Below are 22229 nucleotides of genomic sequence, written 5' to 3'. Positions count from 1 at the left end.
AGTGCGTCATGTCGGCGCGCGTGAAACCCGCTCCATCGTGGTAGGCCGCTAGGCATGCGATCGCTGCTGCGACGCGCCCAGGCCCACGGGAGACTGCGCTCGACACTCTCCCTGAATATCGCGCTCGGCTTTCTGGCCGGCTATGTCGATGCCTTCGGCTTCATCGCACTGTTCGGCCTGTTCACCGCCCACATCACCGGCAACTTCGTCCTGCTCGGCGCAGAAATGGCCACGCCCGGACATACTTTCCCGCTGCTGAAGATTCTCGCCCTGCCGGCCTTCATCATCGGTGTGGCGCTGGCGAAGATGATCGCGACCCGCTGCCAGCGCAAGGGAAGCAATGCACTGCTCGCGCTGTACGCGGTCGAGATGGTGCTGCTTACCGTCTTCATGCTGGTCGGCCTCGTCGCCGGGCCGATCGAAGAAAACATGTCGGGCGCGGCCATTTTCGCCGGCATCACGGGCGCAATGGCGATGGGCGTGCACGGTGCCTGCGGCCGCCTGCTGCTGCCGGAACTCGCACCGACCGTCATGATGACGGGCAACGTCACGCAGCTCGTGATCGATTTCATCGAACTTCTCCAGGGTCGCGGCGGGAAGAAGGCGCGCAACCGATGCGCCAAGCATTTCTGGCCGATGATCGCCTTCGGCCTCGGTGCACTGATCGCGGCCTTCGCCTGCTTCCGCTTCGGCTTCCAGGCCTTGCTGCTGCCCATCGTGCTGCTTCTGGTACTCGGTTATGCCGAAGCGCGCGATGCCAGGCGCCAGGCGGAACGCGCACCGAAACGGCAGTAGTTTCCCGGCATCGTCCTGCGGACAATGATTTGTTCGTTGACGGACAAGATCGCATTCTCCTTCTCTCCTAGTATCGGCAAGGCAAATCGAGATTGCTCGGTTCGCCCGATTGCGCGCTCGTCGCGCAAATACAAATACAAGAGGAGAAGAGACAATGAAGGAAATCGCAACGAAGGGAAGCGTCTTGCGCGCAGCAGGACGCGCTTCGGAAACATCGCTGCGGCATGCTGCCATGGGCGGCATGCTGGGCCTGGCGGCGTGCATGGCATCAACGGCGGCGCTGGCGCAGACCTCCGTGCAGATAGGCGGCACCATCGATGCCTACGCCGGTTCCATCAAGCGCAGCGGCGACAACGGCCGGACCTCGGTCGTCGATAGCAGCGGCATGGAAACCTCCTGGTGGGGCTTCAAGGGCAAGGAAGACCTGGGCAATGGCCTGCAGGCGCATTTCGCGCTGACCGGCTTCCTGCGCCCGGACAGCGGTGCCAGCGGTCGCTTTGATGGCGATACGATGTTCTCGCGCGATGCCAATGTCGGCCTGTCCGGTTCGTTCGGCAGCGTCTCCGTGGGACGCAACCTGGCACCCAATTTCATCCCGACGCTGAGCTTCAGCCCGTTCGGCGGCTCGTTCGCATTCGCTCCGCTCGAACTGCATACGCAGACTTCCGCCGGCAGCTATCGCGGCCAGGCCTGGTCGCCCACCGTTTCCGGCGATACCGGCTGGAGCAACGAGATCATGTACGTCACGCCCAAGCTCGGCGGCTTCACCACCAGCCTGTTCTTCCAGTTCGGCGAACAGGCCGGCAACTCGGGCAAGAACAATTTCGGCGTGAACACCATGTACGAGCAGGGGCCGCTTTCCTTCGGCGCCTACTTCCAGTCGGTCAAGGTCAACAATCCGCTCGACGCCACCGTCAGCGGCGATTCGCAGGTGTTCAGCTTCACGCCTTACAACAGGGTGAGCGGCGCGACGTATACCTTGTCCGCCTCGAAGAACGATACCTGGTTCGTCGGCGGCGCCTACGACCTGCGCTTCATGAAACTGTTCGGCACCCTCAATTACTCGACGATGCGACTGATCGGCGCGGCCGACGACAGCCAGTACGATCTCAAATCGAACACGGTGCAGCTGGGAACCAGCATCCCCGCCGGCAACGGCTCGGTGCTGTTTTCGTGGGCACGCACCAATGTGAAGGCAAAAGGCGATTTCAGCGCCGTTCTGGGCGGCTCGGACGTGCAGTCGTCGATCGTGCGCAACACGGCCTCGCTGGGCTACGACTATTTCTTTTCCAAGCGCACGGATATCTATGGCGTGGTCAGCGTCGACAAGATCACCGAGCAATCCAACGCAGTCAGCGTGGGCGTGGGCATTCGCCAGCGTTTCTGACGACGGACATCGGAGCAGACATCCGGGCCCGGTGACTCGGGCCCGGCTTCATGGCACGGAACGGAATGGGCAAAACGGATAAGCAAATTACCGAAGATTCTTAAACGCTCAGGCCATATTCATATCGGAAATGATTCGTTGCCGGCCGCCGGTCTGCACCGCTACAGTAGCGTCACTGATTGGCATGAAGACATGGCAATCACCCATCACCGGAGCCGGCGGTTCGAAAATATACCGGCACCAATTCGACGATGCGTGAAGATGCGCAACGATGTGCCAAGGAGCGATGCAGGTTTGCATCGCTCCTTTTCATTTTCCGGCGGTATCATCGCGGCATGAGCATGCCGCATCCGGGCGGCATCCCGACGCACGAAGGAGCACTATCCTGGAACCTGCAAAAGTGACCCATCTCGCCGACTATCTGGTCGGCCGGCTGACCAGCCTCGAGTATGCAATCCGCCAATCCATCACGGTGCGCGAGGATCAGGAAGATGCGGCCTCGCCCGAGCATCTCGAAGAAGCCGCCAGCTGCGGCGTCCATGTCGAGCGCGACATGAGCAAGGGCGATCTGCTGGGTGCGGTGCAAACCCTCGCGCGCGCTACCCGTGCGCGGCAGACGACTGCGCCCGGCCAGTCGCATGACTGAGCGTATCCGGTCTGGCCGGACAACCATGAGGAAAACTGCGTAACCGGCTCACGCCTTGCCGGCCAGCGCCAGCGAGGCTTCGTAGTGCTCTTCCTCGTAGCCGAAGCTACCTGCCATGCACGCCCAAGGATTAAGGTACGCAGAAAAGAAAAAGCCCTTCGTTGAAGGGCGTTTTAGTATCACTTGCGATACAAGCTTAATCCGATAAACGGATGTCTGCTGCCGACGATGAGCGCGTGTTTGGCAAGGGCTGATTGCTGCAGCCGTGATAAACAAAGGCGACCGATTTCTTCACGACGTTGGATGTATTGACGCCTGCTGCATGGAACAGCAGGCTATGGAAAAACACCACATCACCCTGATGCAACTCGATCGCTTGTCCTTGTTCAAACAGCGCCTGATTGGCAGGATGTTCAGGGCGCAGGAATAGCAGATCATCCAATTGATCGCGTGGGATCTGCAAGCGATGTGAGCCAGGGATGAAGCGCAAGCCACCATTGGCCGAAGTTTCTTCGCCAAGCGCCAGCCACACACAGATCAGATCTGGTTGGGTGAATGCCCAATAGCGAATGTCGCGATGCCAGCCGGTTGCGGTGCCGTACTGCGGATGTTTGGTCATCACACAATTGTGATGTGCAAGTGTCAGGCAAACCGGTTCGTTGACCAGTTGACGCACCTTATCGACGATACGCGGATCTTCAGCCCAGTCGTGAAAGCATGCATCGCGATCATAGGCGCCGCGCAGGCGTCTAACGGTTCGGCCGCCTTCAGCCTCGAGTGATGACGGCGCGCCTGCGTAGCCAAGCTCGGCTTCGAACTCCAGCGGTTGCGCTGCTTCCTGTAATTGTCGGGAGGCGACGGTGAGCATATGTTCGCATATAGCCTTATCAGCCATGCCGCGAAACACAAGAAAGCCATCACGCGCGAATTGGGTGATTTGCGTTTCAGATAACCCCGTATCCGACGTCATGGTGGGCTGCGAATTCATGAGATGAAAATGGGCCTCTTGCCCAAAGAATCATGTGTCACGCTGTCAGCGCGCTTCTGCCGGAATGTTAATGAAATGCAGGATGAGCCTAGACGCATAATCCTGCGGCAACCGCAAGATTATGCGTCCAGTTTATGAGTTAATCAGGAATGGACTAAATCAAAGTCCGAGCGCAGTGATACCTGCCTTGGCAATCTGCACGTCTTCGTTGGATTTGACACCGGAAACGCCAACTGCGCCAACGCATTGATCGTTAACCATGATCGGTACGCCACCTTCCAGCATACCTTCCAGCGTTGGGGCCGTCATGAAGGCATAACGTCCATTATTGATGATGTCTTCATAAACTTTGGATTCGCGATGACCGAGAGCGGCCGTTTTTGCTTTGGCTGGCGCAATGTGCGACGAAATCGGTGCGGCACTATCCATGCGTTGCAGCCATAGCAAATTACCACCATCGTCAACGATAGCAATCGTCACATTCCATTTGTGCAGTTTTGCTTCTGTTTCAGCGCCGGCAGCGATTTTCTTGACTTCTTCGAGTGTAAGAACCTGTTTTGTTTGCATAGTGCCTCCTTTAAAAATGAGCTGACATTGTCGATAGACAATGCGTGCGGTCAGTCGCGATGTGTACTGAGCCTATACGCATAAATCTTGCGGCAACCGCAAGCCATGCTTCCAGTTGGAGTTAAAAAGTCTAAAAGGGAATTTTGTAATTGCCGAAAATGGTGTCAGCTGTCCGCAAGCGCTTGCGTAACTCAGGATGGCGGCTGATGTTCCACGTCAGCGCAAGTATTTTCCTGTCACTTCGCGCAGGCGGTCGGCGCTGCGCACAAGGCCGGCAAGTTCGCCCTCCGTCATTTCCGGCATCAGTACGTCACAAATACCGGCCGCGCCGACGACGCTCGGCAGCGAAAGTGTGATGCCGTAATCACGGTTATGCGAACCGACCGGAAACACTGCCCGCTCGTCGCGCAGGATGACCTCTGCGACGCGGCCTACAACCATGCCGATGCCGTACTGACTCGCGCCTGTGCCCTCGATAATTGTGATGTTGGCGTAGCGGACATCGTCCTCAACTGCCTTACGGAAAGCCTCAAACTCGATGTTTTTCTTGGCAAGCACGTTTTTGATTGGCAAGCTGCCGACGCGCGCTGACGACCACAGGAAGACGCTGAACGTACCATGTTCGCCGATTACGTGGGCATTGACATAGGCAGGACTTACACTCAGCCGCTCCGCCAGATGCACGCGGAAGCGCAGGCTGTCGAGTGCTGTGCTAGTACTCATGACGCGATCATGGCCGGCGAGCTGTCGCGCGACTTCGACCAATGGCTCAGGAGGATTCGTTGCGACCAGGATCACCGCCTGAGGCGCCACTTTGACGATGCGCGGCACAATGTCTTCGAATATCTTGACGTTGGTGTCGAGTAAGCGAAGGCGCCCAGCCGGGTCCGAACGGTCGGTCGCGCCGCCGGCTTTTTCGTTGATACCGGCCGTGATGACGACGAGGCCGGCACCTTCCAGGTCCTCGTAGTCGCCAGCACGGACGGTCATCAGTGGCGATAGTGGCACGCCGTACTTCATGTCAGTCGCCACCGCCTTGGCGCGGGCTGCATCCTTGTCGATAAGAATGAGTTCGTGCACATGACCCCGCAGCACGATAGTCATAGCCGTTGCCGCACCAACCGCCCCGACGCCGACGATAGCCATTTTCATAGATGTTTGATTCTGCATTGCATTTCCCCTGTGTGAATATGAACGCTGGCCTCTGGCCAATCCGGACTTACCTAGCGCTTCAACTTATTCATTGCTGCAATGCCATCGCAAGCACGCGCGCTGCGTGCAACGGCGTTTCTTCCGTCCCATCCTGAATCTGATGCCGGCAACTCGTCCCGTCGGCAACGAAAATCGTTCCCTTCTCCGCTTTGCGTATGGCCGGCAGCAACGATAGTTCCGCCATCGCCAGCGATGCCTCGTAATGTTCGTGTTCATAACCGAAACTGCCGGCCATGCCGCAGCACGACGATTCAATCACCGAGACATCGAGATCCGGAATCCACTTGAGAATTTCCGGCACGGGACGGAAGGCATCGAACGCCTTCTGATGACAGTGTCCGTGCACCATCGCCTTGTTCGATGGCAATGGTTTCAGATCCAGCTTGAGACGATCGGCCTTGCGTTCGCGTACCAGGAACTCCTCGAACAGGAATGCATTGTTTGCCAGACGACGCGCTTCCTCGCCATAACCGTAGTTCAGGAACTCATCGCGCAGGGACAGCAGACAGGATGGCTCCAGACCGACAATCGGCACACCGCGCTCGACGAAAGGCATCAGCGCATCCAGCGTGCGACGCGCCTCTTCCTTGGCCTGTTCGACCAACCCTGCAGACAGATACGTACGACCGCAACAGAGCGGGCGTTCGCCCTGACGTGTATTGAAGTGCACGTGGTAACCGGCCGCTTCCAGCACCTGCTGCGCTGCGCGTGCGTTTTCCGGTTCCATGTAATTGTTGAACGTATCGACGAACAGCATCACTTCCATGCCGCTCGCCTTGGCCGGCGAAGCAGAGACCTTCGACAGGAAGGACGTCTTGAATGCAGGCGACGAACGTTGCGGTGCCAGTCCGATCGCTTTCTTGACCCAGTTGCCGATGAAGGGCAACTTTTCGCCTGCGCTCAGCAAGACACCGAAGCGACTCGCCACCGGCGCATAACGCGGCATGAATGCAACCAGCTTGTCCCGCAAGGTGATGCCATTGCGCTTGGCCCATGCCGCCCGTGCCTCGATCTTGATGCGCGCCATATCGACACCGGTCGGGCAGTCGCGCTTGCAGCCCTTGCACGAGACGCACAGGTCGAGCACTTCCTTGACCTCGGCGCTGGCCAGACCGTCGTCGCCGAGCTGGCCCGAGATCGCCAGCCGCAGCGTGTTGGCGCGGCCGCGCGTGACGTGGCGCTCGTCCTTGGTGATGCGGTAGCTCGGGCACATGGTGCCGGCGTCGAACTTGCGGCAGTGGCCGTTGTTGTTGCACATCTCGACCGCCTTCGCCAGGCCGCCGGTCAGGTCGTCGCCGGTGCCGGGCGGCGTTTCCACGCCGGTCGCCGGATCGCGTTTGACGTTCCACGCCGACCAGTCGAGCTTCGTCTGCAGCGGCAGTTCGCGGTAGCCGGGCTTGAAGCGGAAGTTGGACTTCTCGTCCATCTTCGGCGGCCGCACGATCTTGTCCGGGTTGTAGCGGTTGTCCGGATCGAACAGGTCCTTGATTTCGGAAAAGGCGCGGTTCAGCCTGGGGCCGTACTGCCATGCCACCCATTCGCCGCGGCACAGGCCGTCGCCGTGCTCGCCCGAATAGGCGCCCTTGTATTCGCGCACCAGCGCCGATGCTTCTTCCGCGATCGCGCGCATGTCGGCCGCGCCGTCGCGGCGCATGTCGAGAATCGGCCGCACGTGCAGCGTACCCACGCTCGCATGCGCGTACCACGTGCCTTCGGTGTGGTACTTGTGGAAGACCTCGGTCAGCTTGTCGGTATAGGCGGCCAGGTGTTCGAGCGGCACCGCGCAATCCTCGATGAAGGACACCGGCTTGCCATCGCCCTTCATGCTCATCATGATGTTGAGGCCGGCCTTGCGCACGTCCCATAGCGCTTTCTGCTCGTTGGCATCCACCATATCGACCACCATGCCCGGCAGGCCGAGATCGCTCATCAGGTCCGACAGCGCCGCCAGCCGCTGCACGAGCGCAGCCTGGTCGTCGCCGGCGAACTCGACCAGCAGGATCGCCTGCGGCGAGCCGACCAGCGCCTTCTCGATCACCGGACGGAAGGCGGCGATGTTCAGCGACAGGTCGATCATGGTGCGGTCAACGAGTTCGACCGCCACCGGCAGCAACTTGACGATGTGCTGCGCCGAATCCATCGCCTTGTAGAAGGTCGGGAAGTTGATGACGCCCAGCACCTTGTGCTTGGGCAGCGGCGCGAGCTTGAGCTTGATCTGGCGACTGTAGGCGAGCGTACCTTCCGAGCCGACCAGGATGTGCGCGAGGTTGGCCTTGCCGTCGTCGGTATAGGCGCGCGGGTTCTGGCAGTCGAACACGTCGATGTTGTAGCCGCCGACGCGGCGCAGCACCTTGGGAATGCGCTCGATGATCTCCGCATGTTCGCGCTGCGCGATCTGCTGGATGCGTTCGACGATGGATTGCAGGCGCGGCGTCTGCACCATGGCGTCGATGGTTTCGAACCGGCCTTGCGTGCCGTCGGCCAGCACGGCATCGATCGCGAGCACGTTGTGCACCATGTTGCCGTATTCGATGGAACGCGAACCGCAGGAATTGTTACCGGCCATGCCGCCGATCGTGCATTGCGCCGCGGTCGAGACATCTACCGGGAACCAGAGGCCGTAAGGCTTCAGCCAGGCATTCAGATGATCGAGGACCATGCCGGGTTCGACAATGATGGTCCGCGCTACCGCATCGAACTCGATTACGTTGTTCAGCCACTTGCTGTTATCGATGACAAGTGCTTCGCCCACTGTCTGACCGCACTGGCTGGTACCGCCACCACGCGCGAGAATCGGCGCCTTTTCAGACTGCGCAATCTCCAGCGCCAGCAACAAGTCTTTCTGATCGCGCGGCACCACCACGCCTATCGGCATGATCTGGTAGATCGATGCATCGGTTGCGTAACGCCCGCGATCGGCTTGCCCGAACAGCACGTCTCCTCGCAGTTCTTTGCGCAGGCGTGCGGCAAGCGGGCTAGTTACAGGGCTGGCTTGTCGTGCGAAATGAATCGGCTTCACGGTCATGGTGCATACATCCTTTGCCCACAACGTGGTGCGGGCGTATTACTGCGTACCGCAACGTCATGTTGCGGCACGCATCAGACATCGACATCGAGATCGGGCATCGACGGTGTTGAACGTTGGTTGTGGGTTCGCTTCAGGAAGCCTTCTTCAAGCGCGGCGCTTGCTGCTCGTTCGTCGCCAAGGATTCCATCGCTGCCGTCACGCCGCTGCCGGCCAGCTTGATGCCTGCCAGTTTCAGGCCCATCTCGCAACCTGCCAGGGTGGCCATCAACGTGAGGTCGTTGGCTTCGCCTAGGTGACCGATACGGAACATGCGTCCTTTCATCTTGCCCAGGGCAGCTCCCAGCGACATGTTGAAGCGCTCGTAAATCACCTTGCGCACCACATCGGCGTCCACACCTTCCGGCGTCATCACTCCGGTCAACACTGGCGAATACACGGCCGCATCGGCGCATTGCACCTCGAGTCCCCAGGCCTGCACCGCGGCGCGACAGGCGGCGGCCAAGCGCTGGTGGCGCGCGAAGACGTTGTCGAGCCCTTCGCCGAGGATCATCTCGATCGACTCGTGCAGCGCATACAGCAGGTTGGTATTCGGCGTGTACGGCCAGTAGCCGGTCTTGTTCATCTCGATGATCTCGCCCCAGCCCCAGAACGCGCGCGGCAGCTTGGCGGTCTTGCTGGCTTCGATCGCTTTTTGCGAGACGGCGTTGAAGCTGATGCCCGGCGGCAGCATCAGGCCCTTCTGCGATCCGGAGACGGTGACATCGACACCCCATTCGTCATGGCGGTAGTCGGCCGAGGCCAGGCCCGAGATCGTGTCGACCAGCAGCAGCGCCGGGTGGCCGGCGGCGTCGATCGCCTTGCGCACGGCGGCGATGTTGGAAGTCACGCCGGTCGAGGTCTCGTTGTGGACCACGCAGACGGCCTTGATCGAGTGGTTCTTGTCGTCGCGCAGACGTGCTTCGATCATGTCGGCCTGCACGCCGCGGCGCCAGCCTTCGATGCCCGGCAGGCCGAGGAATTCGGGCTTCAGGCCCAGCGCCTCGGCCATCTTTTTCCACAGCGTGGCGAAGTGGCCGGTTTCGTACATCAGCACGTGATCGCCCGGCGACAGCGTGTTGGACAGCGCCGCTTCCCAGGCGCCGGTGCCGGAAGCCGGATAGATGATGACCGGCTGCGTGGTCTTGAAGATCTTCTGGATGCCCGACAGGACCTTCAGGCCCAGCGCGCCGAATTCGGGGCCGCGGTGGTCGATCGTCGGGTAGCTCATCGCGCGCAGGATGCGGTCCGGCACCGGGCTCGGGCCGGGAATCTGCAGGAAGTGGCGACCAGCGGGATGAAAATCAAGCGTCAACATATCTATCTCCTCAAAAAACATAAATTGAATATTGCATACAAAATACTTTAGCAGATGTTTTTAGCCGAGTAAAGAAATTGCATGCAATTTTCGCGTGGCAGTAATGCAACGCATGTAACTGATTACGTTGAAAAGCATGCGAAAGCCATAGCTTTGCTGTGCATTGCACCACGAAGCACCGTGATACAGTTTTCCAGATTGCATGCAATTGCATTAAAATGACGTCATACATAAGACACTTTCCAGGCATACCATGAGTGATACCGTCCTGCCCGTCAGCAGCCCGATCCTGCCGAAGGTCGAAAGGCAGCGTCTGCACGACGCTGTCGTCGAACATTTACAAAAACTCATCATCGAGGGCACCCTCGCTCCCGGCACCAAGCTCAACGAACGCGAAGTCTGCGAACGCCTTGGCATTTCGCGTACGCCGCTGCGGGAAGCCATGAAGGTGCTGGCCTCCGAAGGCTTGATCGAAATCGCTCCCAACCGCGGTGCATTCGTCTCCAAAATGAGCGACACCGAAATCTGGGAGACATTTGAAATGATGAGCGGCCTGGAGGCCTTGTCCGGTGAGCTTGCTGCAGAACGCATCTCGCCTGCCGAGATCGTCGAAATCAAGGACCTGCACAACGCCATGCTCCAGTGCCGTGCCGAAAATGACCTGCCGGGTTACTACAGCCGCAATCAGACAATTCACAACAAGATCAACGCAGCCGCACGCAACTCCGTGCTGCGCCAGATCTACCTGTCGGTCAATCGTCGCCTGCAAACACATCGCTTCAAATCCAACTTCAAGGAAGCGAAGTGGGATCGCGCCATCAAGGAACACGAAGAAATGATCGAATCCCTCGAAACGCGCGACGGCAAGCGTCTGGCTGCCATCCTGCGCCAGCACTTGCTGGACAAGCGTGATTCGGTCATGGAAGAGCTGCGCAGAATGAATAGCAAACAAGCCGTCAACAACTGACGAGCGCATCACGACAAGCGATGTCGACGTCTGATTCGTTGCCATCGCCAAAAAAAGCCTGGGAATCCCCAGGCTTTTTTAATCCAGCCCGCGTGCGGGATAGCGATGCATATCAGGCATGCTTCGGTGCACGCAGACGGCTGATCAGGCTGCCGATCAGCGGCCAGAGCAGAGCGATCAATGCCAAGGTCATGACGGTACCGACCAGGCCATTGCTCCAGAACACACCAAGTTCACCCTTGGAACCGACCATGGTCTGACGGAATGCATCTTCTGCACGATCGCCGAGTACCAGTGCCAGCACCATCGGTGCCAACGGATACTGCAGCTTCTTGAAGATGTAGCCCACCACGCCGAAGATCGCCATCAGCCAGATATCGAACGACGCGCCGTGTACCGTGAATGCACCGATGGCACAGATGACCATGATGGCCGGTGCAATGATCGAGAACGGAATGCGCAGGATGGCCGCGAACAATGGCACCGTGCTCAACACCACCAGCAGACCGACGATGTTGCCGAGATACATGCTGGCGATCAGGCTCCAGACGAAGTCCTTCTGTTCGACGAACAGCATCGGTCCCGGTTGCAGACCCCAGATCATCAGGCCGCCCAGCAGCACAGCTGCGGTGGCCGAACCCGGAATACCGAGTGCCAGCATCGGCAGCAGCGCACTGGTACCGGCGGCGTGTGCCGAGGTTTCCGGTGCCAGTACGCCTTCTTCATTGCCCTTGCCGAACGAATCGGGATCCCGCGACATCTTCTTTGCCATACCGTATCCCATGAAGGATGCAGCAACGGCACCACCCGGGGTGATACCAAGCCAGCAACCGATCACCGACGAACGCAGCAGGGTCATCCAGTACCTCGGCAGCGATGCCCAGGTCTTGAACACGACCTTCAGATCGATGGTGGCTTTCTTGCCCTTGAATGCCAGACCCTCTTCCATCGTCAGCAGAATTTCGCTGATACCGAACAAACCGATGACGGCCACCAGGAAGTCGAAGCCGCGCAGCAATTCAGGCACCTCGAATGTCATGCGCAGTTCGCCCGAGACCGTATCCATACCAACCGCTGCCAGCATGAAACCGATACACATCGAAATGATGATCTTGGCTTTCGGTTCCTTACCCATGCCGATGAAACTGCAGAAGGTCAGGAAATAGACGGCGAAGAATTCGGGCGGCCCGAACCGTAACGCAAACTTCGCCACGATTGGCGCCAGGAAGGTGATGATCACCACACCGAACAGCGCGCCGAAGCACGAACCCGTGAAAGCCGTCGTCAGTGCTTCGCCGGCCTTGCCTTTTTGTGCCATCGGATAGCCGTCGAAGGTCGTGGCAACCGACCACGCTTCACCCGGAATGTTGAACAGAATCGACGTGATCGCACCACCGAACAACGCGCCCCAGTAGATACACGAGAGCAGGATGATGGCGGAAGTCGGGTTCATCGAGAACGTCAGCGGCAACAGAATCGCCACACCATTCGGACCACCAAGTCCCGGCAACACGCCAACCACAATACCCAGCAGGATACCGACGAACATCAGGCCCAGGTTGTGCATGCTCAACACATGACCAAAGCCGCCCATTAATGCATTAAGTTCTTCCATGATCGCTCCTTGCTTAATAACCGAACATGGCTTCCAGCGGCCCTTTGGGCAGCGGAACCTTGAACTGAATTTCAAATACGTAGAAGAACACTGCCATCATGACCACCGATACCAGTACGCACTTCCACCATGGGAATTTGCCGAGGAAAAGCATGAAGGCTGCGATGAATAGTACCGACGCAACATAAATGCCGAGGAAGCCGATGGTCGCGATGAAGATCATCAGCGGCACGAGAATGACGGCGACCAGTTTGGCCTGCTCGATCTCGAGAAAGGCATCCTGATTGTTTTCGCGGATCGCATGAAAGACGACAAAGACCGCCGCGATCAGCACCACCACGCCTAAGCGCAGCGGAAAGTAACCAGGTTCGGGACCGTAACCACCCCAGCCTGCACCAAGCTGGTAATTACTCCAGATGGTGCAGGCAGAAGCGAGTCCGAGAATGACCGCAACGGCGATTTCCGCCGTGCGCATGGTAATGACGGTTGGCGAGGAGACGCGCTCCTCCTCCGTCGTATTGATTTCGGGAGTTTGCATGTTCAGCTACCTGTTTGGTGACTGCAGAGCGGTCCGTGTACCGTGCTCTGCAGTCAGGTGAAAAATTATTTGGTGAAACCGGCTTCGGTCATGATCGTTTTGTGCAACTGCTCATCCTTCTCGAGGAAGCCTTTGAGCTCGTCGCCCGTCATGAACTCGGGTTTCAGTGCATTCTTTTCCAGGTAGCTCTTCCATTCCGGCGTCTCCGTTACTTTCTTCAGGAGATCGACGTAATACTGCTGCTGCTCGGGCTTCACACCGCCCGGCATCAGGAAGATGCGCAGCATTTCATACTTCACGTCCAGCCCTTCTTCCTTACAGGTAGGAATGTCGGACCAGGCCTTGTCTTTGGTGATTTTTTCCTTGTAAGGGATACGGGTATCGGAGAACACGCAAAGCGCCTGGTGTTCGCCAGCACGCCATTGCGAGATGGATTCGGAAGGGTTATTCGGATTCGACTGGATGTGACCGCCGGAAAGCTGGGTTGCCGCCTCACCACCGCCTTTATAAGGAATGTAGAGGAATTTCGCGCCGGTCTTCTTCTCGATCATCGTCGTGATCATGTGGTCTTCGCGCTTGGAACTAGTGCCGCCCATCTTGAAACCTTCCGGCTTCGCTTTGACGGCATCGATGAATTCCTTCTGGTTCTTGTAACCAGCTTGCGAATTCACCCAGAGAACGAACAGATCCTGCGCCACAATCGCAATCGGCGTCACTTCGCGCCAGTTGAAAGGCAACTTGGTCGCCAGCGGCGTGGTGTAGATGGAGGAAGAAGCGACGATGATCTTGTGCGCATCGCCCTTGGATGCCTTGATGTCCAGCAGGCCTTCGGCGCCATTGGCACCGGCCTTGTTCTGCACAATCAGCGGCTGCTTCATCAGATTGTGCTTGGTGATAATGCCCTGGATGTTACGCGCCATCTGGTCGGACGCACCGCCCGCACTGAATGGAACGACCAGTTCGACCGGCTTGGTCGGCTCCCAGGCCGCAGCGCTCAGGGCGGTACCCATGGCTGCGATGAACATCGTTATTTTGCTGGAACGACGAATAATGCTGTTTTGCATGATGCTGTCTCCTTATATTGAGGCGGGTTGCCTTTTATTGACTTAATCTGCATCAGCTGTGAACACGGAGGCTCACATCCTGAATGGGTGATGACCTGCTTCTGCCATCGGATTTACTACCTTTCTTGAAAATTATCCCAGCTATTGATGTGGCTAAATTTAGAATATTGAATACAATATACATTCTGAGAATAATTTCAATCATTGTCAATCAAAGTTTTTTGTAACAGCTCTCCTCTGAAAACAGCGCCTTTCTGCACCAGCGCTGCGCTTCCGGCGAAACCTTAACGAAAATTTTGCATGCAATTTAAAGGAGCGTTATGAGTGTGGATGTCCATTTAGCCTTTCCTCCCCTTGCCCGCATCGGCGATCCGCTGGAGCGCGTGAGCACGCCGGCACTGATCCTGGATCTGGATGCCTTCGATGCCAACGTCGGAGCCATGGCGGCCATGGCAAAGAAAGCCGGCGTGGCGCTGCGGCCGCATGCCAAGGCGCACAAGTCGAGCGCGATCTCGCAGCGCCAGCTCGAGGCCGGCGCGGTCGGCATCTGCTGCCAGAAACTGACCGAGGTCTATCCCTTCGTGCGGGCCGGCATACGCAACGTCCATATCAGCAACGAGTTCGTCGGCGCCGACAAGGTCGCCATGGCAATCGAACTGGCGCGTCACATCACGCTCAGCATCTGTGTCGACCACGTGCAGCAGGTCCGCGACATCGGTGCAGCGGCGGACGCGGCCGGCGTCACCATCGCGGTACTGCCGGAAGTCGATATCGGCCAGGGCCGCTGCGGCGTGGCGAGCGAGGAACAACTGGCAGCGCTGGCCGATGCCATTGCAGCGCATCCCGGCCTGCGCTTCGGCGGCCTGCAGGCCTATCACGGCGGCATTCAGCACGTGGCGGAATGGGATCAGCGACGCGTGGCGGCGGCGCGCTCGGCCGACAAGGCAGCCGCCTATGTGCGCTTTCTGGAAGCGCGCGGCCTGCCCTGCCCGGTGGTCACCGGCGGCGGCACCGGCACGGTAGAGTTCGATGCGGCCAGCGGCGTGTTCACCGAACTGCAGCCCGGTTCCTACATCTTCCTCGACGGTCATTACGGTTCGAGCGAATGGCTGGGCGGCTTCCGTCCGCGCCACGGCCTGTTCATCGCCAGCACCGTGATGAGCACCGCCAAGCCCGGCATGGCGGTGTGCGATGTCGGCCTCAAGGGGGTGGCGGTCGACTCGGGCCTGCCGCGCGTCCATGGCGCGGCGGCGGCAGACCTTCGCTACACGGCGGCCAACGACGAACACGGCATCCTGCATCTCGTCGACGCGCAGCAGCCGGACCGGCTCGGCGAGCGGCTGCTGCTGATTCCCGGCCATTGCGACCCGACCTGCAATCTTCATGACCAGTTCGTCTGCGTGCGCGATGGCGTGGTGGAAGCGCTGTGGGCGATCGACGCGCGCGGCTTGAGCCAGTAGCGATCGGCTGCAGCGGTGCCCGCAATGTGCGGAACAGCACCGAGAGGAAAGATGCCCCGTGGCTACCATCCGGCATGCGCCGGTTCCGTTTCACGAACCGGCTCCCTCCGGATCGAAAGGACAAGCCATGCAGGAAAATATCTATGAAGCCCTCAGAGCCAGTCACGAAGTGCAACGCACGCTGTGCCGCAAGCTGGTGCGCGCCAGGCCGGCGGGCGACACGCGGCGCCGGCTGTGCCGCGAGCTCGCCGAGGAACTGGCCGCGCATGCCGCCGCCGAGGAACGCTATCTGTACGTGCCGATGCTGATGGACGACATGGGGCTCGATCCGTCACGCCATGCGCTGTCGGAACACCACGAGATCGACGAGGAGGTCGAAAAGCTGTCCAGCCTCGACCCGTCCGGCGAGGCATGGCTGACGCACGCCAAAAAGCTGTCGAAGCTCGTGCATCATCATCTGAAGGAAGAGGAAAAGAAGTTCTTCCAGATTTCGGGGAAGATCCTGTCCGACGTGCAGAAATCGCAGCTCGCCACGAAATACCGCAAGGACTATCGGCGCATGCATGCGGTGCTGGCCGCCAAGTAGGAGATTGTGCGCGCATGATGCCGTGGCCGGAAACGGTCACGGCATCATGCGCGGTCACGCGTAGCGGGCCGTGCCTCCGCGCTGGAGAAAATAGGCAAAGGTGTCGAGCAGCACGCCGAGTTCGACCGGTTTCTTGATGACCGAATCGGCCGGAATTTCGTCGAGCGGCTTGATGGCGGCCGTCATCAGGATGAAGGGAATATGCGCGGTGTCGGGATCGGATTTCATTCTTTCGCACAGGGCGGCGCCATCCAGCTCGGGCATCATGAAATCGGACAGGATCAGGTCCGGCCGTCTCGTCTCGATCATGCCCGTCGCCTGCGCACCGTCGTACGCCACCATGACTTCGAAGCTGTTCATTTCGAGCATGAGACTCAGCACATCGACCGCATCCCGCTCGTCATCCACTATCAATACCGTTTTCATAGGCATTCCATTCCGTTTTGCGCATGGTCGCATGAAGCCGTCGCAAGATATGTAGGCAAAAAGGAAAATCTGCTGTGAGAAAATGCCACTTCATCCGGCTGCAAAACATTGTCTGTCGGCGGCGGCGCTGAATGCCCAACGAGGCGCAGCCGCATATGCTATGTTGCTGCCCTGGCACTTCGCCGCGGCCTTACCGGCCGCCCATCACACGCCTTCGAAGATCATGGCCCACGAACACACATCACGCGACACTTCGGCAACCGGCACCTCCCGTTCCCCCGCCGGTCGCATCCGGCTGCTGAAGACCGGCATTCCCGGCTTCGACGAAATTCTCGGCGGCGGCCTGCCCATGCACAGCCTGTACCTGATCCAGGGCCTGGCCGGCAGCGGCAAGACCACGCTCGCCTGCCAGATGGGTTTCGCGCATGCGCGCAACGGCGAGAAAGTCCTGATCCTGACGCTGATCGCCGAATCGCACGCCAAGATGATCAACCATTTCAGCAACTTCTCGTTCTATGACGAGACGCTGATCGGCAACCGCATCATGCTGCACAGCGCCTACGCCAGCCTGGCCAAGGGCGGCCTGCGCGAACTGCTGCGGCTGATCACGGCCTCGCTGGCCGAAGAAAAGCCGGGCATCCTGATCGTCGATGGCTTCCGCTCGGTGCGCAGTGCCAGTCCGTCCGACCTCGACCTGTCGGAATTCATGCACTCGCTCAATTCGCTGGTGGCGACCATGGGTTGCACCACCTTTCTGCTGTCGCCGGTGGAAGGCAATGTGCCCGATTCGGAAAACACGCTGGTCGACGGCCTGATCGAGCTGAGCCAGTACGAGCAGGGCATGCGGCTGGTGCGCGAGATCAAGGTCTTCAAGATGCGCGGCGCCAACCACCTGCTCGGCAAGCACGCATTCGACGTGCAGCCCGATGGCATCGTCATGTATCCGCGGCTGGAAACCACGGTCGGCAAGAAGAACGTTCCGGCGCCCGCCTCCAGCGAGTACATCAGCTGCGGCATCGCATCGTGGGACCGCGTGATCGGCGGCGGCATCGTCAAGGCCTCGGTCACCAATCTGCTCGGCAGTCCCGGCGTCGGCAAGACCTCGATGGGGCTGCACTTCATCGATCAGGGTCTCAAGGCCGGCGACCCGTGCCTGATCGTCGGTTTCTTCGAATCGCCGCAGCGCCTGATCGAAAAGGCGCGCCGCATCGGCCTCGATCTCGGCAGTCCGCATGCCGGCGGCCAGCTCGACATCATGTGGCAACTGCCGCTCGAAGTCCTGCTCGACGAACTGGCCTGCCGCATCCTCGACAATGTCAGGCAACGCGGCGTCAAGCGCCTGTTCATCGACGGCGTGGAGGGCATCCGCCATCTCGCCATGCATCCCGATCGCGCGCCCGGTTTCCTGATCGCGCTGGTCAACGAACTGCGCGTCAACGGCGTGACCACCTTCGTCACCGAGCAGTTGCCGTACTTCAAGGACAATGCCTGCCGCAGCAACTCGTCGGCGTCGGCGCTGTACGAGAACATCATGCTGCTCGAGTTCGTCGAGCACGAGGATGTCCATTACCGTCAGATCTCGGTCATGAAATTGCGCGAGAACGGCTACGACAACGCCAATCACCTGATGATCATTTCCGATCAGGGCGTCACGGTCGACGGCACCATTTCCGACATCAAGAAGAAGCTGCCTGCGGCATCGTAACGATGAAACTGATCCTGATCGTTGACGACGAAATCGACATCACGGAAACCTTCAGCCTGCTGTTCGAGGTACACGGTTTCGAGACGCTGACCGCCTCCAACGGCAGCGAGGCGCTCACGCTGCTCGAGAACCGCATTCCCGACCTCATCATTTCCGATTGCATGATGCCCGTGATGGACGGCGTCGCCTTCCGCAAGAAGGTGGAGGAAAACCGCCTGCTGGAAGCGGTGCCCTTCATCCTGATGAGCGCCGCCCCCGAACAGCATGATCTCGCCAGCGTGCGCATCGACGGCTTCCTCAAGAAGCCGTTTCATTTCGACGAACTGATCGACAAGGTCAGGGCGCTGCTGGCGGACTGAATACCGCGCCCCCTTCCCCGAACACCGCATTGCACGGCGTCAATCGGGCAGCACCCGATTCGTGCAGCTTCCGGTTCGCTCCCATTCCTGCAGGTTTCCCAGCGTCACCATCGCGATCTCGGTCATCGCCTCTTCGGTGAAGAAACCCTGGTGGCCGGTCACCAGCACGTTCGGGAAACTCATCAGCCGCTGGAACACCTCGTCGTCGATGATCTCGAACGAGCGATCCTGGAAGAACAGCGGCCCTTCCTGCTCATAGACATCGATCGCGAGCGCGCCCAGCCGTCTCGACTTGAGCGCCGCGATCAGCGCACGCGTATCCACCAGCGCGCCGCGCGAGGTATTGACGAGCATGGCGCCCGGCTTCATCAGCGCCAGCGTATCTGCATCGATCAGGTGGTGTGTCGCCGGCAGCAGCGGACAGTGTAGCGAGACGATGTCGGACTGCGCGAGCAGCGTATCGAGCGCAACGTATTCACCGCAAGCCAGGAATTCCGGCGCCTCGACCGGATCGCTGCCCAGCACGCGGCAGCCGAAGCCGCTGAAGATGCGTGCCGTCGCCAGTCCGATCTTGCCGGTGCCGATCAGGCCGACCGTCTTGCCGTGCAGGTTCTGTCCCAGCAGGCCGTCGAGCGAGAAATTGCCTTCGCGCACGCGGTTGAAGGCGCGATGCGTATGGCGGTTGAGCGTCATGATCAGCGCCAGCGTGTGCTCGGCGACCGCCTCCGGCGAATAGGCCGGCACGCGCGCCACCGTAATGCCAAGTTCCTGCGCCGCCACCAGGTCGATCTGGTTGTAGCCGGCGCAGCGCAGCAGCACGATGCGGATGCCCAGTTCCTTCAATCCCGCCAGCACCGTCCGCGTCACCTGATCGTTGACGAAGACGCAGCCCGCATCGCTGCCGTCGGCCAGCGCCACCGTGGCCTCGGTCAGCAGGCTTTCCTGGTAGTCGATCCGGTAGCCGCACTGCGCAAAGTGCGCGCGGCCGACACGATCGAAGAAAGCCCGATCGTAGCGTTGCGCACCGAACAGAGTGAGCTTCATGATCGTCCTTCCCCTGATGACCTGCCGGCCGCCTAGCCGCCCTTGCGCGGCGACCTGGTGCGAAACGGAACATTTCCTTCATAGCCGCCGCGCTTTTCCTTCACACGGCGATCGCCGCCCTTGTTGGGTCCGGTCAGCGCGATGCGCTTGGCCGGCGTCACCTCCTGCGGACGGCGGTCCCCGGACGGACTGATACGCAATTTTTGACCCGCGACCACCACGCCCTGCAACTGGCGGAACACTTCCGGCGGCATGCCCGGCGGCAGATCGAGCAGGCTGTGGTCGTCGAAGATTTCGATGCGGCCGATGTACTTGGCATCCATGCCGACTTCATTGGCGATCGCGCCGACGATATTGGCCGGCTTGACGCCATGATTGCGGCCGACCTCGATGCGATAGGCTTCCATCGCCATCCCCTGGCTCTTGCGCTCGCCGCGCTCTTTCTTCGAGGGCGCAGCGTCCTCTTCGAATGCGTCTTCGGCAATCGGACTGTCCGGCAGATGGCGTTGTCCCTTGCGTGCAGGCTTTTCCTCTGCCGCAAAACGATCCATGACGGATGGTTTGACAGCCGCCTTCTCCTTGCGTGCCGGCTTGGCCGGCGGCACGGCAGCACCCTCGCTGTCGCGGCTGATATTGATCTGCTGGCCGGCAACCCAGACTTTCTTCAGATGCGCGAGCAGATCGTCCGGCATGTCTTGCGGCAGGTCGAGCGTGCTGTAGTCGTCGTAGATTTCGATGCGGCCGATATGCTTGGCATCGAGTTGCGCCTCGTTGGCAATCGCACCGACGATGTTGCCCGGCTTGACGCCATGCATGTGGCCCACTTCGATGCGGAAGGTTTCCATGCCGGGATCGGGTTCGCGGTGAATGCGCTCCTTGCGCGGCATGGGCGCGCGCTCCGTGCGTTCGCCGCGTTCGCTACGTTCGAAGCGGGTGCCGGCGGCAGGACGTTCGTCGGCATGCTCGCGAATAGCACTCGCCTTCTTGTCCAGCAGCAGCGGCACGTCGCCGCGCGCGATCTTCGCCAGTGCGGCGGCGATCTCGAGCGCCGGTACATTGTGCTCGCGCTCGTAATCCTCGATCACGGCCTGGTAGCTGTCGAGCTCGCCGGCCGCGATGGTGTCGGCGATCTGCTGCTTGAAGCGTGCGATGCGCACGTTGTTGACGTCCTGCACGCTCGGCAGCGTCAGCGGCGCCACCGGCTGACGCGTGGCGCGCTCGATCAGCTTCAGCAGGTTGCGCTCGCGCGGCGAGATGAACAGGATGGCCTCGCCGCTGCGACCGGCGCGCCCGGTGCGGCCGATGCGGTGCGTATAGCTTTCCGGATCGTAGGGCACATCGTAGTTGATGACGTGGCTGATGCGATCGACATCGAGACCGCGCGCCGCGACGTCGGTCGCCACCAGAATATCGATCTTGCCATCCTTCAGTTGCTGGATGGTGCGCTCGCGCTGTTGCTGCTGCATGTCGCCATTGATCGCGGTGGCCGAGAAACCGCGTGCCTGCAGCTTGCTGGCCAGTTCCTCGGTACCGAGCTTGGTGCGCGCGAAGATGATCATGCCGTCGAAGGTTTCGGCCTCGAGGATGCGCGTCAGCGCGTCGAGCTTGTGCATGCCGCTGACCAGCCAGTAGCGCTGGCGGATGTTGTCGGCGGTGCCGGTCTTGGCAGCGACCGTGATCTGCTCGGGATCGCGCAGGTAGGTGGTGGCGATGCGCTTGATGGCGGCCGGCATGGTGGCCGAGAATAGCGCGGTCTGGCGTTCGGCCGGCGTCTGCTGCAGGATCGTTTCCACGTCGTCAATGAAACCCATGCGCAGCATCTCGTCGGCCTCGTCAAGCACCAGCGTCTTCAATGCCGACAGGTCGAGCGAACCCTTCTCCAGATGATCGATCACGCGCCCCGGCGTGCCGACCACCACGTGCACACCGCGCCGCAATGCGCTCAGCTGCACGCCATAGCTCTGGCCGCCGTAGATCGGCAGCACATGGAAGCCCGGCAGATAGCTGGCATAGGTCTGGAACGCCTCGGCCACCTGGATCGCGAGTTCGCGCGTGGGTGCCAGCACCAGCGCCTGCGGCGTCTTCTGGCGCAGATCGAGACGCGCCAGGATCGGCAGCGCAAACGCGGCCGTCTTGCCGGTGCCGGTCTGCGCCTGCCCCAGCACGTCGCGGTTGTCGAGCAGCAAGGGAATGGTCGCGGCCTGGATAGGCGACGGCGCTTCGTAGCCGAGTTCGGCCAGCTCGCGCAGCAGCGGCTCGCCCAGGTTGAGATCGGAAAACAGCGGGAGGGAAGATTCGGACATGGTTGCTCGCGGAAACACGCTTCGCGGGATGCGAACGATATGGCGGCAGTTTACTCCTTGCCGCCATCCAGCGGCGTGTCCATGCGCACATATGTCGTGCCGGAGCTCCGGAGTCCGCATCCACCTTGCGACGTCAGGCGCCGCCCTTTCCCGAGACGCTAGCCGGCTGCTACAGTATGCGTATC

The 22229-nt window shown here is 60.2% G+C and carries 19 protein-coding genes; 8 read left to right on the top strand and 11 right to left on the bottom strand.

Going from position 1 to position 22229, the window contains the following annotated elements; all coding sequences use genetic code 11:
• The first annotated feature begins 54 nt into the window (after positions 1-54).
• From IEV38_RS11575 to IEV38_RS11565, 3 genes are all read left to right on the top strand, one after another.
• Positions 55-795: a YoaK family protein gene (locus IEV38_RS11575; RefSeq protein WP_188396362.1), complete on the top strand. Its 741-nt coding sequence runs from the start codon at positions 55-57 to the stop codon at positions 793-795.
• 154 nt (positions 796-949) lie between these two features.
• On the top strand, positions 950-2182 hold the full coding sequence (locus IEV38_RS11570) for a porin (protein WP_308633624.1): 1233 nt from the start codon (positions 950-952) through the stop codon (positions 2180-2182).
• Between the two features lie 400 nt (positions 2183-2582).
• Positions 2583-2828 (top strand): hypothetical protein, encoded by a 246-nt coding sequence (locus IEV38_RS11565; RefSeq protein WP_229729008.1) that lies wholly within the window; start codon positions 2583-2585, stop codon positions 2826-2828.
• 196 nt (positions 2829-3024) lie between these two features.
• On the opposite strand, the gene IEV38_RS11560 is transcribed toward IEV38_RS11565, so the two are convergent.
• The 5 genes from IEV38_RS11560 to IEV38_RS11540 all read right to left on the bottom strand — a co-directional run bounded on the left by IEV38_RS11560 (position 3025) and on the right by IEV38_RS11540 (position 9977).
• Complete coding sequence (locus IEV38_RS11560; protein WP_229729007.1) at positions 3025-3798, bottom strand: phytanoyl-CoA dioxygenase family protein; 774 nt, start codon at positions 3796-3798, stop codon at positions 3025-3027.
• A gap of 177 nt (positions 3799-3975) precedes the next feature.
• Positions 3976-4383 (bottom strand): GlcG/HbpS family heme-binding protein, encoded by a 408-nt coding sequence (locus IEV38_RS11555; protein WP_188396360.1) that lies wholly within the window; start codon positions 4381-4383, stop codon positions 3976-3978.
• A 216-nt stretch (positions 4384-4599) separates the two neighbouring features.
• Positions 4600-5553 carry a lactate/malate family dehydrogenase gene (locus IEV38_RS11550; RefSeq protein WP_229729006.1) on the bottom strand — a complete coding sequence of 318 codons (954 nt, stop codon included), beginning with the start codon at positions 5551-5553 and terminating at the stop codon, positions 4600-4602.
• Positions 5554-5623: 70 nt separating this feature from the next.
• Positions 5624-8620 carry an FAD-binding and (Fe-S)-binding domain-containing protein gene (locus tag IEV38_RS11545; protein ID WP_188396359.1) on the bottom strand — a complete coding sequence of 999 codons (2997 nt, stop codon included), beginning with the start codon at positions 8618-8620 and terminating at the stop codon, positions 5624-5626.
• 133 nt (positions 8621-8753) lie between these two features.
• Positions 8754-9977 carry a pyridoxal-phosphate-dependent aminotransferase family protein gene (locus IEV38_RS11540; RefSeq protein ID WP_188396358.1) on the bottom strand — a complete coding sequence of 408 codons (1224 nt, stop codon included), beginning with the start codon at positions 9975-9977 and terminating at the stop codon, positions 8754-8756.
• A gap of 253 nt (positions 9978-10230) precedes the next feature.
• Here IEV38_RS11540 and IEV38_RS11535 point away from each other — a divergent pair, with 253 nt between their 5' ends.
• Positions 10231-10944: a GntR family transcriptional regulator gene (locus IEV38_RS11535; RefSeq protein WP_188396357.1), complete on the top strand. Its 714-nt coding sequence runs from the start codon at positions 10231-10233 to the stop codon at positions 10942-10944.
• Between the two features lie 112 nt (positions 10945-11056).
• Here IEV38_RS11535 and IEV38_RS11530 read toward each other — a convergent pair whose 3' ends face one another.
• From IEV38_RS11530 to IEV38_RS11520, 3 genes are all read right to left on the bottom strand, one after another.
• Positions 11057-12559 carry a tripartite tricarboxylate transporter permease gene (locus IEV38_RS11530; RefSeq protein WP_188396356.1) on the bottom strand — a complete coding sequence of 501 codons (1503 nt, stop codon included), beginning with the start codon at positions 12557-12559 and terminating at the stop codon, positions 11057-11059.
• Positions 12560-12572: 13 nt separating this feature from the next.
• A complete protein-coding gene (locus IEV38_RS11525) occupies positions 12573-13097 on the bottom strand; it encodes a tripartite tricarboxylate transporter TctB family protein (RefSeq protein ID WP_188396355.1) in 525 nt (174 codons plus the stop codon).
• Positions 13098-13162: 65 nt separating this feature from the next.
• Positions 13163-14122: a Bug family tripartite tricarboxylate transporter substrate binding protein gene (locus IEV38_RS11520; protein ID WP_229729005.1), complete on the bottom strand. Its 960-nt coding sequence runs from the start codon at positions 14120-14122 to the stop codon at positions 13163-13165.
• A gap of 359 nt (positions 14123-14481) precedes the next feature.
• On the opposite strand from IEV38_RS11520, the gene IEV38_RS11515 reads away from it, so the two are divergent.
• The gene (locus IEV38_RS11515) at positions 14482-15621 is read left to right on the top strand and encodes a DSD1 family PLP-dependent enzyme (protein WP_188396353.1); all 1140 of its coding nucleotides are present in this window, start codon (positions 14482-14484) and stop codon (positions 15619-15621) included.
• A 127-nt stretch (positions 15622-15748) separates the two neighbouring features.
• On the top strand, positions 15749-16207 hold the full coding sequence (locus IEV38_RS11510; protein ID WP_188396352.1) for a hemerythrin domain-containing protein: 459 nt from the start codon (positions 15749-15751) through the stop codon (positions 16205-16207).
• 54 nt (positions 16208-16261) lie between these two features.
• Here the strand turns inward: IEV38_RS11510 and IEV38_RS11505 are convergent, their stop codons facing one another.
• A complete protein-coding gene (locus IEV38_RS11505) occupies positions 16262-16633 on the bottom strand; it encodes a response regulator (protein WP_188396351.1) in 372 nt (123 codons plus the stop codon).
• A gap of 223 nt (positions 16634-16856) precedes the next feature.
• Between IEV38_RS11505 and IEV38_RS11500 the strand changes: the two genes are divergently transcribed.
• Entirely contained in the window at positions 16857-18338 is a 1482-nt protein-coding gene (locus tag IEV38_RS11500) for an ATPase domain-containing protein (RefSeq protein WP_188396350.1), read from the top strand.
• Between the two features lie 2 nt (positions 18339-18340).
• Positions 18341-18697, top strand: coding sequence for a response regulator (locus IEV38_RS11495; protein ID WP_188396349.1), 357 nt, complete (start codon positions 18341-18343; stop codon positions 18695-18697).
• A 39-nt stretch (positions 18698-18736) separates the two neighbouring features.
• Here IEV38_RS11495 and IEV38_RS11490 read toward each other — a convergent pair whose 3' ends face one another.
• Positions 18737-19741, bottom strand: a complete 1005-nt coding sequence (locus IEV38_RS11490; RefSeq protein WP_188396348.1) for a 2-hydroxyacid dehydrogenase — start codon at positions 19739-19741, stop codon at positions 18737-18739.
• Between the two features lie 32 nt (positions 19742-19773).
• Positions 19774-22044 (bottom strand): DEAD/DEAH box helicase, encoded by a 2271-nt coding sequence (locus tag IEV38_RS11485; RefSeq protein ID WP_188396347.1) that lies wholly within the window; start codon positions 22042-22044, stop codon positions 19774-19776.
• Positions 22045-22229 lie beyond the last annotated feature (185 nt).

The sequence above is a fragment of the Oxalicibacterium flavum genome (assembly GCF_014635065.1).
GTDB lineage: Bacteria > Pseudomonadota > Gammaproteobacteria > Burkholderiales > Burkholderiaceae_D > Oxalicibacterium > Oxalicibacterium flavum.
The sequence above is the reverse complement of the archived record's forward strand: the minus strand, read 5'-3'. Positions and strand labels throughout refer to the sequence as shown.